At 69.7% G+C, this 13,642-nt stretch carries 10 protein-coding genes, 2 tRNA genes and 2 pseudogenes; 6 read left to right on the top strand and 8 right to left on the bottom strand.

From position 1 onward, the window contains the following. Positions 1–240: 240 nt before the first annotated feature. From Manayef4_RS12120 to Manayef4_RS12115, 4 genes and pseudogenes are all read right to left on the bottom strand, one after another. Entirely contained in the window at positions 241–645 is a 405-nt protein-coding gene (locus tag Manayef4_RS12120) for a tyrosine-type recombinase/integrase (RefSeq protein ID WP_256388619.1), read from the bottom strand. 33 nt (positions 646–678) lie between these two features. Next, positions 679–819, bottom strand: coding sequence for a hypothetical protein (locus tag Manayef4_RS25980; protein WP_023840633.1), 141 nt, complete (start codon positions 817–819; stop codon positions 679–681). A 30-nt stretch (positions 820–849) separates the two neighbouring features. Then, positions 850–1,035: pseudogene (locus Manayef4_RS25975) on the bottom strand (ISAs1 family transposase); the annotation flags it as partial. Further along, positions 986–1,933, bottom strand: coding sequence for an ISAs1 family transposase (locus tag Manayef4_RS12115; protein ID WP_254665612.1), 948 nt, complete (start codon positions 1,931–1,933; stop codon positions 986–988). The pseudogene Manayef4_RS25975 and the gene Manayef4_RS12115, both read right to left, overlap by 50 nt. A 207-nt stretch (positions 1,934–2,140) precedes the next feature. Here Manayef4_RS12115 and Manayef4_RS12110 point away from each other — a divergent pair, with 207 nt between their 5' ends. Continuing rightward, a complete protein-coding gene (locus tag Manayef4_RS12110; RefSeq protein WP_070131658.1) occupies positions 2,141–3,301 on the top strand; it encodes a site-specific integrase in 1,161 nt (386 codons plus the stop codon). Positions 3,302–3,420: 119 nt separating this feature from the next. On the opposite strand, the gene Manayef4_RS12105 is transcribed toward Manayef4_RS12110, so the two are convergent. Both Manayef4_RS12105 and Manayef4_RS12100 read right to left on the bottom strand, forming a co-directional pair. Further along, a tRNA-Phe gene (locus Manayef4_RS12105) sits at positions 3,421–3,497 on the bottom strand. A gap of 52 nt (positions 3,498–3,549) precedes the next feature. After that, positions 3,550–3,624, bottom strand: a tRNA-Asp gene (locus Manayef4_RS12100). A gap of 423 nt (positions 3,625–4,047) precedes the next feature. Here Manayef4_RS12100 and Manayef4_RS22940 point away from each other — a divergent pair. From Manayef4_RS22940 to Manayef4_RS25970, 3 genes are all read left to right on the top strand, one after another. After that, entirely contained in the window at positions 4,048–4,395 is a 348-nt protein-coding gene (locus Manayef4_RS22940; RefSeq protein WP_083282414.1) for an enoyl-CoA hydratase-related protein, read from the top strand. A 209-nt stretch (positions 4,396–4,604) separates the two neighbouring features. Continuing rightward, positions 4,605–8,384 carry a methionine synthase gene (metH, locus tag Manayef4_RS12085; RefSeq protein WP_070131656.1) on the top strand — a complete coding sequence of 1,260 codons (3,780 nt, stop codon included), beginning with the start codon at positions 4,605–4,607 and terminating at the stop codon, positions 8,382–8,384. A gap of 52 nt (positions 8,385–8,436) precedes the next feature. Beyond that, a complete protein-coding gene (locus Manayef4_RS25970; RefSeq protein WP_011434586.1) occupies positions 8,437–9,210 on the top strand; it encodes an RNA-guided endonuclease TnpB family protein in 774 nt (257 codons plus the stop codon). Between the two features lie 34 nt (positions 9,211–9,244). Here Manayef4_RS25970 and Manayef4_RS12075 read toward each other — a convergent pair. Both Manayef4_RS12075 and Manayef4_RS12070 read right to left on the bottom strand, forming a co-directional pair. Beyond that, positions 9,245–11,071: pseudogene (locus Manayef4_RS12075) on the bottom strand (UvrD-helicase domain-containing protein); the annotation flags it as partial. Then, positions 11,002–11,859, bottom strand: coding sequence for a hypothetical protein (locus Manayef4_RS12070; RefSeq protein ID WP_035911001.1), 858 nt, complete (start codon positions 11,857–11,859; stop codon positions 11,002–11,004). The gene Manayef4_RS12070 and the pseudogene Manayef4_RS12075, both read right to left, overlap by 70 nt. Before the next feature lie 289 nt (positions 11,860–12,148). Here Manayef4_RS12070 and Manayef4_RS12065 point away from each other — a divergent pair, with 289 nt between their 5' ends. Continuing rightward, complete coding sequence (locus Manayef4_RS12065; RefSeq protein ID WP_070131654.1) at positions 12,149–12,349, top strand: hypothetical protein; 201 nt, start codon at positions 12,149–12,151, stop codon at positions 12,347–12,349. Between the two features lie 236 nt (positions 12,350–12,585). Beyond that, entirely contained in the window at positions 12,586–13,569 is a 984-nt protein-coding gene (locus Manayef4_RS12060; protein ID WP_070131653.1) for an intradiol ring-cleavage dioxygenase, read from the top strand. Positions 13,570–13,642: the final 73 nt, after the last annotated feature.

Genomic DNA, 13,642 nt, shown 5'->3' with positions numbered 1-13,642 from the left:
GCCCGACCTGATCGCCGGCTTCCTCGGCCAGACCGAACTGATCATCGACCCGGAACCGCCGTAGCCAGACCCTGACCATTCAAGCTCTGTAGCGCGTTGCTGATGAGTACGGGGGATATCCCGCGATGCTCATTGGGATGCCCGCCGGTAGGCTCCGGCCGGCACTCCCGGCCGGAGCCACACAGCCTATTCGCCGAAGCGAGGTCGGTCGACGGTGACCACTGCAGAATTGATGCTGCCCTACTCGCCGTTCATGATCCGGTCGTAGGTGCGGCGGGCGCGGAYGTTGCGGGCACTGGCGCCGTAGCGGCGGAGCATCTGCGGGGAGGTCCAGCCGTTCAGCTCCATGAGGTCGCCCTCGTTGCCGCCCTTGTCGAGCCACGAGTGGGAGAAGTGGTGCCGGAACTTGTGCGGGTGGACCACGACGCCGGCTTCGTCTCCGCGCCGGGAGATCATCTGGTAGATGCCGTTCGCGGTCATGGGCTGGCGGTTGTTGATCCCGAGCCACAGCTTCGGGCTGTGCGCGTAGCTGTGCTTGCCGCGCAGCCGAAGGTACCGGTCGATGGCCCGCGCGGCGTTGTAGCCGAGCTTGATCATCCGTTCCTTGCGGCCCTTGCCCGTCACGCGCAGCTCGCGGCGCTCCAGGTCGATGTCACCGCGMTCGGGGTGCTCCCAGGGTCATTGCAAAGTCGCGTTTGTGCTGGTCACGAGGGTGATGGCCTGGTCGGGATGGCGGGCGTGGTGGCGTAGGGCTCGGGCGATGTTGGTGAAGCCGGCGAGCCGGAGCAGGCTGATCACCAGGTTGCGGAGAGCGGCCATGACCTGGGGTCCGCTGCCGGTGCGAGCCTGGTGGAGGTCTTCACCCAGTGTGACGTCGCGGACCCAGTGCAGGCGGACCTCGATGGACCAGTGGCCTCGGATCCAGGTGGCCAGTTCGGCGGGTAGGGCGTCCTCGGYGGGCAGGGCGCAGATCGCGTAGACGGTCTCACGTCGCTGGCGGCGCTTGCCSTCGGTCTTCTTCTTGTTCGTGCTGATCGGACGGGAGGTGCGGGTGATCTCCGATGGCCTGGGCCGCGTGGGGGAACCCGAGCCCGGCCGGGACGGTGACGGCCTTGAGGGTGCGTGTCTCGATCCGGCCGTGGCCACGGCCGGTGGTGGTGTGCCCGACCGGGACGTCTTTCCAGGGCAGTGTCTTCAACCGGGTATGGACGGTGGGCTGGTTGCGTTTCACGGTGACCAGCAGGTGCGCTCCCCGGGCGTGTAGGTGGTCGGCGTGCGCGGTCTGCGCGTGCATCGCGTCGACGGTGATCAGGACGTCGGTCAGGTCCGGAATCTGATCGAGRACCGTGGAGAACAAAGGGATTTCGTTGGTCTTCTCGTCGACGTCGACCTGTGCCAGGACCACGCCCCGGGCATGGTCGAGAACACCGAGGAGATGCACGRGGTGGGTGCCGTGCCGGGTGGCGCGCATCGCTTTGCCGTCCACCGCGAGYACCCGCCGGACCCGGCGTCGGCGCTGTGGCGGCTGGTGCCCGGCGGTGTCGATGGTGTCGAGGCGGGCCTGGATCCAGGCTCCGATCGCGGTTTCCAACGCCGCCCGGTCCACACGTACCAGCACCCGCCAGATCGTCACCGGGCCCGGGACCCGCCCGGTCAACCCCAGGCCGGCGCGGGCGTCCGCGGGCAGGTCGGCGGCCCATTCCCCGATCGCCGCGAACGACCGGGCTCCGCTGAGCATGGCGCACACCGCGATCGCCAGGACCGCGGCGAACCGGTAACGCACCCCGCGCCGTCGACGAGGATCCGGTACCCGCGCGAGAGCTTCTAGCAACGCCGTCTGATCACCTTCGGTGATCAGACGCGGCTGGTTGATCCTGTCCGGAAGCTGCGCGGCAAGCTCGTCGACCACGGCGGCGACGGGGGATGATGGCATCGGCGGGCACGGCCTTCCCTGGCGAACATGAAGCGTCGAGAACTCCATGATCGGTGGGGGGTCGTGCCTGCCGTGCGTCTACCTCCGGCGTGTCGCCGGTATCCGTCCAGGTCAGACCATGCATCGGCCGATGCCAAGAATGATCAACTTGGCCTATCGACTACGRAATGGCCCTGGGGCTCGATCTACCAGCGCGAGAGCGACGGGATGTGGGTGGGGGCTGCCTACGTCCTCATGCCCGACGGAACGCAGCGACGCCGGCCGGTATACGGGAAGACTGCCGACATCGTCCGCGAGAAGCTCACCAAGATGCAGGCCCAGTCGGACCAGGGCATCCCAGCCGAGGCAACCGGGTGGACCATGGAGCGGTTCCTCACCTATTGRCTCAGCGACATCGTGACGCCGGCTTGCAAACCGCGCACGGTGCAGGGCTACGAGGTCATCGTCCGGAACTRCCTGATCCCGGCGATCGGCAAGAAGCGGCTGAACAAGCTGARCGGCGTCGATGTGCGGAACCTGCTCAAGCGGGTGCGCGGCACCTGCCTGTGCTGCCTGCACGGCACCGACCGCCGCCGCCCTGTGAAGCAGCGTCGCTGCTGCGCCGTTGGGCGCTGCTGCCACCAGGCGCCGTCCGCCCGGCTCGTGCAGCAGGTCCACAGCGTTCTGCGTAACGTCCTCGGCGCCGCAGTACGCGAGGAACTGGTCGGCCGCAATGTCGCGAAGCTCGCGAAGGTCTCCGGCCCGACCTACAAGGTGCACCGGGGGCTCAGCGCCGACCAGGCCAGCCACTTGCTCAAGGCCGCCGCGCACGACCGGCTATACGCGCTCTACGTCCTGGCCCTGTACCTGGGGCTGCGGCGAGGGGAGATCCTTGGCCTGCGCTGGGAGGACATCGACTTCGAGGACGAGACCCTTGCCGTGCGGCACTCGTTGCAGCGGGTCGGTGGGCATCTGAGGGTGGTAGYGCCGAAGACGCGGACCTCGGAGCGAACCCTGCCGCTGCTGCCGCTGATCGCGAAGGTCCTGCGCGAGCACCAGGCACGGCAGGACGCGGAACGCGAGACARCCGATGTGAACTGGCGGGAGACTGGCTTCGTGTTCACCACGGCGATTGGTACGCCGATCGAGCCGGACAACCTTCGACGTAGCTGGCTGCCGCTGTGCGGCGTACTCGGCTTGGAGGGCGTGYGCTTCCACGACATCCGCCACACCTGCGTCACGCTGCTGCTGAACGCGGGCGTGCCCCCGCACGTCGTCCGCGAGATCGCGGGGCACTCCGCGATCGACGTTACGATGGAGATCTATGCCCATGCCTCGCTGGACGACAAGCGGGCGGCGCTCCAGAAGCTCGTCGACGAGCTGGCGTAGGACGCCACTGGCCGCCCACGTGCGCTGGCGTGCGGGGCCGTTGCTACACCCGTTGCTACAAAATGATCTCCAACGTCCTGCAAGGAGACCCGTGAACGAGCAAAACCGCAGGTCAGAGGTGGTGGGCAGGGGCGGGGTCGAACCGYCGACCTTCCGCTTTTCAGGCGGACGCTCGTACCGACTGAGCTACCTGCCCCGGGCAGTGCGACTCTCGCATGAGCCACAGCGCACTGTTAGCCCTACGAACGCGGTCCCGACGGGATTCGAACCCGCGACCTCCGCCTTGACAGGGCGGCGTGAACTCCAGGCTTCACCACGGGACCATGCTCTAGATCGATCTTCAGTTGTCGCCCTCCAGGTGCCAGCCACGGGCCCTGTCCGGATCTGGAGGTCATGCTACACGACACCGGGACCACTCGAAGGGCCGGGAGCCCAGGATTCTTGCCCAACAGTCCACGCACCCGATCACTCGCGATCCGCTATGGAGACGCGACATCGGCATGAGATCCGCGGAGTCCACGCGGCGGGCGCGACGGCACGCCGGGGCGCACCCGGGAATGYCAGGCACGCCGCCGACCTCGCGGGAACCGAGCGAAAGGTGCGCAGCAGCACGGAGTCGATCCAGACCGCCGTTGCCGATCCCGTTCTGACCCGGGTCCGATGACGGGGTCGCCGTCGCCACCCTGAACCGGCCCGAGGTCATGAGCGCGTTCACCCTGCCGATGGCCACCGCCTAGGCGCAGGCCCTGTGTGCCGCGGACGCCGACCCKGAGGTCCGGTTCATCGCGGCCTCCGCCTTCGTCGGCTCCGGCTTCTCCCGCCTCAGCCTGGCCGTCGAATACGGTCTGTCCTGGCATCTTCCCCAGATCATGGGCACCGCCCGGGTCTCGGACTTCCTGCTGTCCGGCCACGCCGTCAGCGCCACCGAGGCGGCCGAGCTCGGGCTGGTCAACCAGATGATCACGGATGACGACGTACTGGACCACGCGGTGCTTGTCGCCGGTTGGATGGTCGGTTTCCCGGGCACGGGCCACCATCCGAGCGACGCCCAGATCCGTGCGCTGTATGCCGACACCTCTGCCAGGTCCGGATGAGCTCATGCGCGGCGCGGACCRGTGTCCCGCCCGGGTAGCATACGACTCTCAAGCGACAGCGACAGCGAAACGCTCGAGCCGGCGTGAAGTGATCACGATGGCACGGTATCGTCACTCACAGGTCGAGAGGCGCTGCGACGGGCCCAGGTCCGCCACGCTCGGCCCGCACCGTTCAGTAAGGGCGCCTCCCATAACCGGGAGGTGGTCTGATGGCAGGGTCCAGGTCGGTCGACGAGGTGGCCGTCCATGACGGTGTGGTCGAGGCCAGCACGGTCGGGGCAGACGCGGTCGAGGCCGGCGAGCGGGAGCTCCGGGAGCTGCTGGCCCAGCGGGTCGTCGTGCTCGACGGGGMTTGGGGCACGATGCTGCAGAACGCCGGGCTCACCCCGGCCGACTACCGCACGGAGCGGTTCCGCGACCACCCGAAGGACCTCGCCGGCGACCYGGACCTGCTGAACCTGACCCGTCCGGACGTGATCCTCGACGTGCACCGGCAGTATCTCGCGGCCGGCGCGGACATCACCACGACGAACACGTTCACCGCGACGAGCATCGGCCAGGCGGACTACGGGCTGCAGTCGCTGGTGCGGGAGATGAATCTGCGGGGCGCGCGGCTGGCCCGCCAGGCCGCGGACGAGGCCGCCCGGCAGACCGGGGGGCGGCGGTTCGTCGCCGGTTCGATCGGCCCATTGAACGTCACGCTCTCGCTGTCCCCGCGAGTGGAGGACCCGGCGTACCGGGCGGTGACCTTCGACGAGGTCCGGRCCGCCTACGCCGAGCAGATCCAGGCGTTGGCGGACGGCGGGGTCGACCTGCTGCTCATCGAGACGATCTTCGACACGCTCAACGCGAAGGCCGCGATCGCCGCCGCCCGCGAGGTCGCCCCGCGGCTGCCGCTGTGGATCTCGGTAACGATCGTCGACCTGTCCGGGCGGACGCTGTCGGGGCAGACCGTCGAGGCGTTCTGGAGCTCCATCGCCCACGCGCATCCGCTGGTCGTCGGGGTGAACTGCTCGCTCGGCGCCGAGGAGATGCGCCCGCACGTCGCCGAGCTCGCCCGGCTCGCCGGCACGTTCACGGCCTGCCATCCCAACGCCGGCCTGCCGAACGCCTTCGGCGGCTACGACCAGACCCCGGACGAAGCCGGCCAGTTGATCGGCGAATTCGCCGCCGCGGGCCTGGTCAACATCGTCGGCGGCTGCTGCGGGACGACGCCGGCGCACATCGCGCGGATCGCCGCCGCCGTCGGCGGTGCGCCGCCGCGCCCGGTTCCGACCCCGCCGGCGCGCACCCGCTTCAGCGGGCTGGAGCCGTTCGAGATCGGCGAGGACACCGGCTTCGTCATGATCGGGGAGCGCACCAACGTCACCGGTTCGGCGCGGTTCCGGCGGCTGATCGAGGCCGACGACTACCAGGCCGCCGTGGACGTCGCCCTGGAGCAGGTGCGCGGCGGGGCCAACCTGCTCGACGTCAACATGGACGCCGACCTGCTCGACAGCGAGCGGGCGATGACCACGTTCCTGAACCTGCTCGCCACCGAGCCGGAGGCGGCCCGCCTGCCCATCATGGTCGACAGCTCGCGGTGGAGTGTGCTGGAGGCCGGGCTGCGCTGCGTGCAGGGCAAGGGCGTCGTCAACTCGATCAGCCTCAAGGAGGGCGAGGAGCCCTTCCTGGAGCAGGCCCGGCGCATCCGCGACTACGGCGCCGGCGTGGTCGTGATGGCCTTCGACGAGCGGGGCCAGGCCGACACCGCCGAACGCAAGGTGGCGATCTGCGCCCGCGCCTACGACCTGCTCACCCAGCGGGTCGGCTTCCCGGCCGAGGACATCGTGTTCGACCCGAACGTGCTCGCCGTCGCCACCGGCATCGCCGAGCACAACGGCTACGCGAAGGCGTTCCTCGACGCGTTGCCGCTGATCAAGCAGCACTGCCCGGGAGCGCGGACCAGCGGCGGCATCTCGAACCTGTCGTTCTCCTTCCGCGGCAACGACATCGTCCGCGAGGCGATGCACTCGGCGTTCCTCTTCCACGCCGTGCGCGCCGGGCTCGACATGGGCATCGTCAACGCCGGCCAGCTCGCCGTCTACCAGGACATCCCCGCCGACCTGCTCGAACTCGTCGAGGACGTGCTCTTCGACCGGCGCGACGACGCCACCGACCGGCTCGTCGCGTTCGCCGAGACCGTGAGCGGGAGCGGCACGAAGCGCACGGTGGACCTGTCCTGGCGCGAGGCGCCGGTCGAGGAGCGCTTGGCGMACGCGCTCGTGCACGGCATCGTCGACTTCATCGAGTCCGACACGGAGGAGGCCCGGGCGCGGGCGGCCCGCCCCCTCGACGTGATCGAGGGACCACTCATGGACGGCATGAAGATCGTCGGCGACCTCTTCGGGTCGGGGAAGATGTTCCTGCCGCAGGTGGTCAAGAGCGCCCGGGTGATGAAGCGCTCGGTCGCCTACCTGGAACCGTTCATGGAGGCCGAGAAGCAGCAGGCGCTGCTGGCCGGCACCGGCACCGGCCGTGYCAACCGTGGCAACGGCACGGTGGTGCTCGCGACCGTCAAGGGCGACGTGCACGACATCGGCAAGAACATCGTGGGTGTGGTCCTCGGCTGCAACAACTACGAGGTCATCGACCTGGGGGTCATGGTCCCCGCCACGGTCATCCTCGACACGGCGGTGGCGGAGGGCGCCGACGCGATCGGCCTGTCCGGCCTGATCACCCCGTCCCTGGRCGAGATGGTCACGGTCGCCACCGAGATGCAGCGCCGCGGGCTGAAACTGCCCCTGCTGATCGGCGGTGCCACCACCTCGCGCCAGCACACCGCGGTCCGCATCGCCCCCGCCTACGACGCCACCACCGTCCACGTGCTGGACGCCTCCCGCGTCGTCGGCGTGGTCTCGGACCTGCTCGACGCCGACCGGGCCGGGGAGCTCGCCGTGCGTAACCGGGCGGAGCAGAAGCTCCTGCGTGAGCAGCACGAGAACCGCCAGCAGCGCCCGCTGCTCCCCCTCGCGCAGGCCCGGGCGAACCGCGAGCAGGTCACGTTCGACGACCTGCCCGTCCCCGCCTTCACCGGCGTCCGCGTCGTCACCCCGGACCTCGGCGCGCTGCGCTCGATGATCGACTGGCAGTTCTTCTTCCTTGCCTGGGAGCTGAAGGGCAAGTTCCCGGCGATCCTGGACCAGCCGGTGGCCCGTGAGCTGTACGACGAGGCGAACGTCCTGCTCGATCAGATCATCGCGGACGGCAGCCTTCAGGCCCGCGGGGTCTACGGCTTCTGGCCCGCCGTCGCGGAGGACGACGACATCCTGATCGATCAGATCGACGTCGGCGCGGTGAACAGCGCCAGCTCGCCGGGTCAAGGTGGCACGCCGGGTCCGGGTGGCACGGGGCGGCTGCGCCTGCCGATGCTGCGCCAGCAGACGGCCAAGCCCGCGGGGCGGCCGAACCGCAGCCTCGCCGACTACCTGGCCCCGGCCGGGGACCACATCGGCGGGTTCGCCGTGGCCGTCCACGGCGCCGACACGCTCGCGGCCGGCTTCGAGGCCCGGCAGGACGACTACCGGGCGATCATGGTGAAGGCCCTGGCCGACCGGCTCGCCGAGGCGTTCGCCGAGTATGTCCACCTTGAGGCGCGACGCGCCTGGTTCGAGCCGGACGCCAAGCCGTCGCTGGAGGATCTGCACGCCGAGCGCTTCCGCGGCATTCGTCCCGCCTTCGGCTACCCGGCGAGCCCCGACCACAGCGAGAAGCAGGCGCTGTTCGACCTGCTGGACGCCGGGCGGGTGGGGATGGGCCTGACCGAGTCCTTCGCGATGACCCCCGCCGCCGCCGTCAGCGGGCTCATCTTCGCCCATCCGTCGTCGCGGTACTTCACCGTCGGGCGCATCGGCCGGGACCAGGTCGAGGACTACGCCCAGCGGCGGGGCCTGAAGATCTCCGACGTCGAGCGCTGGCTACGCCCCAACCTCGCCTACGATCCCGAGTAGACGCCCCGGACAGCAGGTCCGGGTTCACGACGCTTACTCCTCGTGATCCGACATGCGGCGGCCGTTCCCGCAAGAAGCACGAGGGGCCGGCCAGACGTACGGTTGGCAGTCTTCTTGTAGTCGAGGCCGGCCGCCCGGGGTGCGACACGGATCACCGGCTTGTAGGCCCGGTCACCGACCGTGCCACCCGCCAAGCAGTAGTGGAAGGTGTTCTGCGGCAGGCCGAGAAGCCGGGCCGCGACCCCGCTTCGGTGAACACCTCCCGCTCAAGCATGCTGACGGACCAGGTGGCGAGTGTCGCCCAGTCGCGTTAAGAACTCGGATCAGGAAGGTCGGAGATGTCGAACTCGCCTGGTCTCGGGGGTTGCCGTCGGTTCCGTCGTCGGCCACGGTGATCCGGGAAGCGGACGGCCGGTACTACGTGTCGTTCGTGGTCGATGTGACCGACGAGCCGTACCCGGTCGTGCCCGCCGAGGTGGGGGTCGATCTTGGGCTCGATCGGTTGGTGACCATGTCCACGGGTGAGATCGTGGCGAACCCTCGCCCGCCGCGGTCGAAGCGGCGGCATCTCGCCCGCGCCCAGCGGTCGCTGGCCCGCGCACGGAAAGGTTCCGCGGACCGTCGGAAGGCGGTGCGGCGGGTAGCGGTGTTGCACCGGAAAGTGCGCGAAACCCGCCGGGATCATCATCACAAGCTTGCCGCTCGACTGGTCCGCGATAACCAAGTGGTCTACGTCGAGGAGATGGCGGCTACCGGGCAGACGCCCGTTCCATGGGACAAGGTAGTTCCATGGGACAAGGTAAAGGCCGACCTCGGCCTGGTATGAGGTACCCGGTCGGCATAACCCCGCATGCGCTTCRTCAATTGCGCAAGCTCGACCCAACGGCGCGACGCCGCGTCCAGGCGGYGGCCAGGAACGGGCTTGGCCGGCCGTGCCAGAAGATCGCCAGGTCGTCGCGGGCGCGGGTCGCCGCGACGAACAGCAGTGACCGGTCTCGTGCCCGTTCCTGCTGGTACCGCTTTGGGTCGACGTCCTGGTACCGCTCGACCACGCCACGGGGCACAAGCCCGGCGCTGGCACCTCCGATGATGATCCGCCGATACTCCAGGCCCTTGAAACGGTGCATGGTGCCCACGTGGACGCCGCCGGCTCGCTTCGGCCCGTCCGGCCCGATCTCGATGGCAGAAATCCCGCTCGCCTCGAGGTGTGTGACGACGTCCTCCACCATCCGTCGAGTCGGCACGCACACGGCGGTCGAACCGTCGCCGGCACTGGTCGAACCGTCGCCGGCGCTCTCCCAGACCCTGATCTGCCCGCTGATGAGCTTCAGTTCATCCGCCCAGGTGACGGCCTCACCGAGCACGGGTTCTCCGCCACTGAGMAGCGACCGGTACCCCGCGAGGTTGTCGTCGCCGCCGTCGAGGTCGTCGTACGTCTCACCGGCAAGCAGCCGAAGCGCTGTCCACAGGATCTGACGGGTGGTGYGGTAGCTCAGCGTCAACTTGGCACTGCGACCACGGATATTCACGCCGAGACTACCAAGCGTGACGTAATTATCGTAGATTCGCTGGTGGGTGTCGCCGACGAGGAAGATGTCGTCCCGACCTGGCGCGACCATGGCCCGCAGCATCTTCCAGTGCGCCGGGTTGAGGTCCTGGGCCTCATCCACGACGACATGCCGATAGCGGTACCTGGGCAGGGAGCCGGAAGCGGTGGGCTGACCGGCCGCGCTCACCACCGCGGCCGCGCGGTCCTGTTCGGTGCGGGCGGCGTATTCGGCTACCTGGCGCCACGTCCACACACCGGCGTCGTCCAGGCGCTTGGTGAAACGTTCGACGAGTTGCCACACCGCGTCGCGGTCGGCTCGGGACAGTGGCCGCCCTCGACCTGGTCGCCGGGCCTTGAAGTAGTCGGTGCGGGAACGGAGCACCTGGCCCAGAACGACCTCGGCCCACTCGGCCGCGAGAAACTCGGCGTCCCACCGTCGTTCACCGACCTCGTCAAGCATCGCGGCCCACTCCCGCACGGCGGCGTCATCGTCGATCGTCCGCCGGCGACGGCTCGCCCCGGCCTCACCGACAACCCGGCTCGCGAGCTTGTCGATGTTGACGATATCGACCCGATCGACGAGGTCGGGGCCGACCAGGTCGAGGAACCGGGCCCGCAGGTCGGCGGCAAGGTTGCGGTTGAACGTGGTGAGCAGGATCGGCTTGTCATCGCCCGGCGGCAGCCGGGCGGCGAGGTGCCCGGCCCGGTGCAGCGCGACGATCGTCTTCCCGGTTCCCGGCCCGCCGCTGACCCGCGCCGGTCCGCCGTAGACCCGGTCCACGAGCTGGCGCTGGGTCGGATGCAGGAAGACCTGCCACCGCGCGAACGACTCGCCCAGCACCGCCTGCAGCGCGGCATCGTCGCTGGTCACCTGGGTCGCCGGCCGGGCAACCGCCGCAGCGAAGTCCTCCGGGTCGACCRGGCTGTCGGCCTTCACCGGCACGGTGACGTGTTCGAGTACTTCTTCGACGCTCTTGCCGTCGTGCAGCGCCAGGAGCACGTCGGACGTGAGCTGCGGGGCGACCTCGGCGAGCCCGAGCAGCTCGTCCTCGTCAACGATCCGTCTGATCAGCGGAAGCAGGGCCGGAACCACACCGAGGTCGACCAGGTCCTGGTCGGTGAAGGCCTCGAACAACGGCCGTTCGACGTCCTTCTGGCCGCCCGGCTCCCCCCCCTGCGGTGTCGCCGACTCCCGGCGCCGGCTCTGGCCTGACCTGGGCGGGCCTGACCCGGGTGTGGGTCAGCTGCCGTTCCGCACGACTGGCTGTCCCTCCGTGAGCCGAGTGGACCATCGATCCTTGATGCGGGGTTCGTTGCGAGGTTCGTTGCGAGGTTCGCTACGAGATTCAATGTGAGGTTCGAGGCGAGATCGGATGCCTGCCATTCGGACACGGTCCGCACCAGCCAGCCTGCCGCCGCGTAGGCGGCGTCGCGTCCCGAGCCTTCGGGGTCGCCCGGCCCGGCCGCGGTGACGACCCCGATCCTGGCGGCCGGCCAGGCCAGCTCCGCCTGCCAGGCCGCGTCCCCGAGTTCGTACCCGACCTCCGGTACCGGCACATCCCGCGCCGCCAGCTCCCGCACCAGCTCGACCAGCCCCGGCTCCGTCGCGGTGATCATCCTGAGCACCGCCTGCCACGCGGGCCCGACCGCCGCCGGCTGCTGCTGCTGCGCCGGGCCGGTTACCTCGACAGCCGCCCCGGGATGCGCACCGGACGACGTCCCGATCCAGACCGAGGTCTCGGCATCGAGCTGGACCGACCGACGCACCGACAGCGCACCCGATCCCGCCGCGACCCGGAGCAACGACGGGTCGAACTCGCCGAGGGCGCTCCGCGCGAGCTGGACGCCGTCGCCGCCCCCGGAGTCAAGGAACTGCAGATGAGCGCGTTTTCTCGGCGTTCGGCTTCTCGGCGTTCGGCGGCGCACGCTCGATATAGGGCACCTGACCTGCGGTGACGTCCGTCGAGGGCGCCCACAGCCGGATTTACTCCTCGTCGATTGAGCTCCCGGGTGCTTCGATGCGCGGGTCCGACTGCGTTCGGGGCCCGACTGCGTTCGGGGCCCGTCCGTTCAACAGCCCGCGGTCACGACTCAACGGCCCGCGGTTGTGACCGCTCGCTTGCCCGTGCACCCGACACCTCCCTGCTCCGAGGAGCCGACATGAAGATCCTGACCGCGACCGCGGCCACCCAGGGCCAACGCGACGACGACGGCGATGGTTCGCGACATCGCCGAGATGAGCCGGAGCTCCTACGCCGAGGCGCTACGGGCAGGCCTAGCCGCGCAGAGGTGRCACGCCGTCGGCTCCGAATCGCTGGCCGACGAGCTGACCCGGCTCGTCAACGGCTGGCCGGCAGGCGCCGTCGTGGAACGACGGCTGGACATCGTCACCGTGCGCGAGTGGACCATCCCGTAGTCAGCCTCAGCCCCACCGGTACCGTCATGCGGCCCGATCCGTGCCGGCCGGCCCGATCCGTGCCGGCCGGCCCGATCCGGCCGGCTCGTGCCTGCCGGCTCGTGCCTGCCGGTCTTCCCGCCGCCGCCGTGATGGGGACCTGGCGCGCACAGCCGAGGCACAGCGGACGCACAGCGCGGGCAAAAACTGTCCCGCCATGGTGAAGGCACAAGATCAGTCGATTTCAGGGAGAGCGCATGGCGGATTACCAGCGGGACGGCCGGAGGCCGACGTACGAGGGGCGTCCCCTGCCCCGGCCCGAGGAGGAGGCCGTCGACCAGGGACTGGGCTTCGACCTCGGCACGCTGCTGAGCCGGCGGCGGATGCTGACCTTTCTCGGCCTCGGTGCCGCGACGGCGGGCCTGACTGCCTGCGGAACAGGCGGGGCCGAAGCCTCGGGATCGTCCGGCTCCACCGCGTCGCCCAGCACGTCGTCATCCGCCTCGACCAGCGGGGCGTCCGGGGAGATCCCCCAGGAGACGGCTGGCCCCTACCCGGGCGACGGTTCCAACGGGCCGGACGTGCTCGAGCAGAGCGGCGTGGTCCGCAGCGACATCCGGTCCAGCTTCGGYGGAGCGACCGGCACCGCCGAGGGCGTTCCCATGACGCTGGAGCTGACCATCACCGATCTCGCCGGCGGCGTCCCCTTCGCGGGAGTGGCCGTCTACGTGTGGCACTGTGACCGCGAAGGCCGCTACTCGATGTACACCAACGGCATCACCGACCAGAACTACCTGCGCGGCGTCCAGATCGCCGACAAGGCCGGGAAGGTACGCTTCACCAGCATCTTCCCGGCCTGCTACAGCGGACGCTGGCCACACATCCACTTCGAGGTCTACCCCGACCAGGCCAGCATCACCGACGCCACCAAAGCGATCGCCACGTCCCAGGTCGCCCTGCCGAAGAACGTCTGCGACCAGGTCTACGCGCAGCAGGGCTACAAGGCGTCGATCGCGAACCTGTCTCAGGCCAGTCTCGACAGCGACAACGTCTTCGGGGACGACGGTGGCGCCCGCCAGCTCGCCACCGTGACCGGCAACGTCACCAGCGGCTACACGGTCTCCCTCGCCGTCGGCGTCGACACCACGACCACCCCGTCCAGCGGCCAGCCCGCCGGTGCGCCCGGCGGCCAGCCACCGTCCGGCGGGCCCGGCGGGCGGCCGCCGGGTGCGCCGAGCTGACCCACACGACGCATCGGGAGGACACCCCGTCGTCACGGCCAACCCCCTCCGGTTCACGGAGTCGAACTCGACG

The organism is Frankia sp. CgMI4 (assembly GCF_001756285.1).
GTDB classification, from domain to species: Bacteria; Actinomycetota; Actinomycetes; order Frankiales; family Frankiaceae; genus Frankia; species Frankia casuarinae.
The sequence above is the reverse complement of the archived record's forward strand: the minus strand, read 5'-3'. Positions and strand labels throughout refer to the sequence as shown.

Excerpts from the sequence above, each read along its gene's own strand:
- Manayef4_RS25980 (WP_023840633.1), bottom strand. The coding sequence starts at position 819 with ATGGCCGCTCTCCGCAACCTGGTGATCAGCCTGCTCCGGCTCGCCGGC.
- Manayef4_RS25970 (WP_011434586.1), top strand. The coding sequence starts at position 8,437 with ATGCGGCGGCCGTTCCCGCAAGAAGCACGAGGGGCCGGCCAGACGTAC.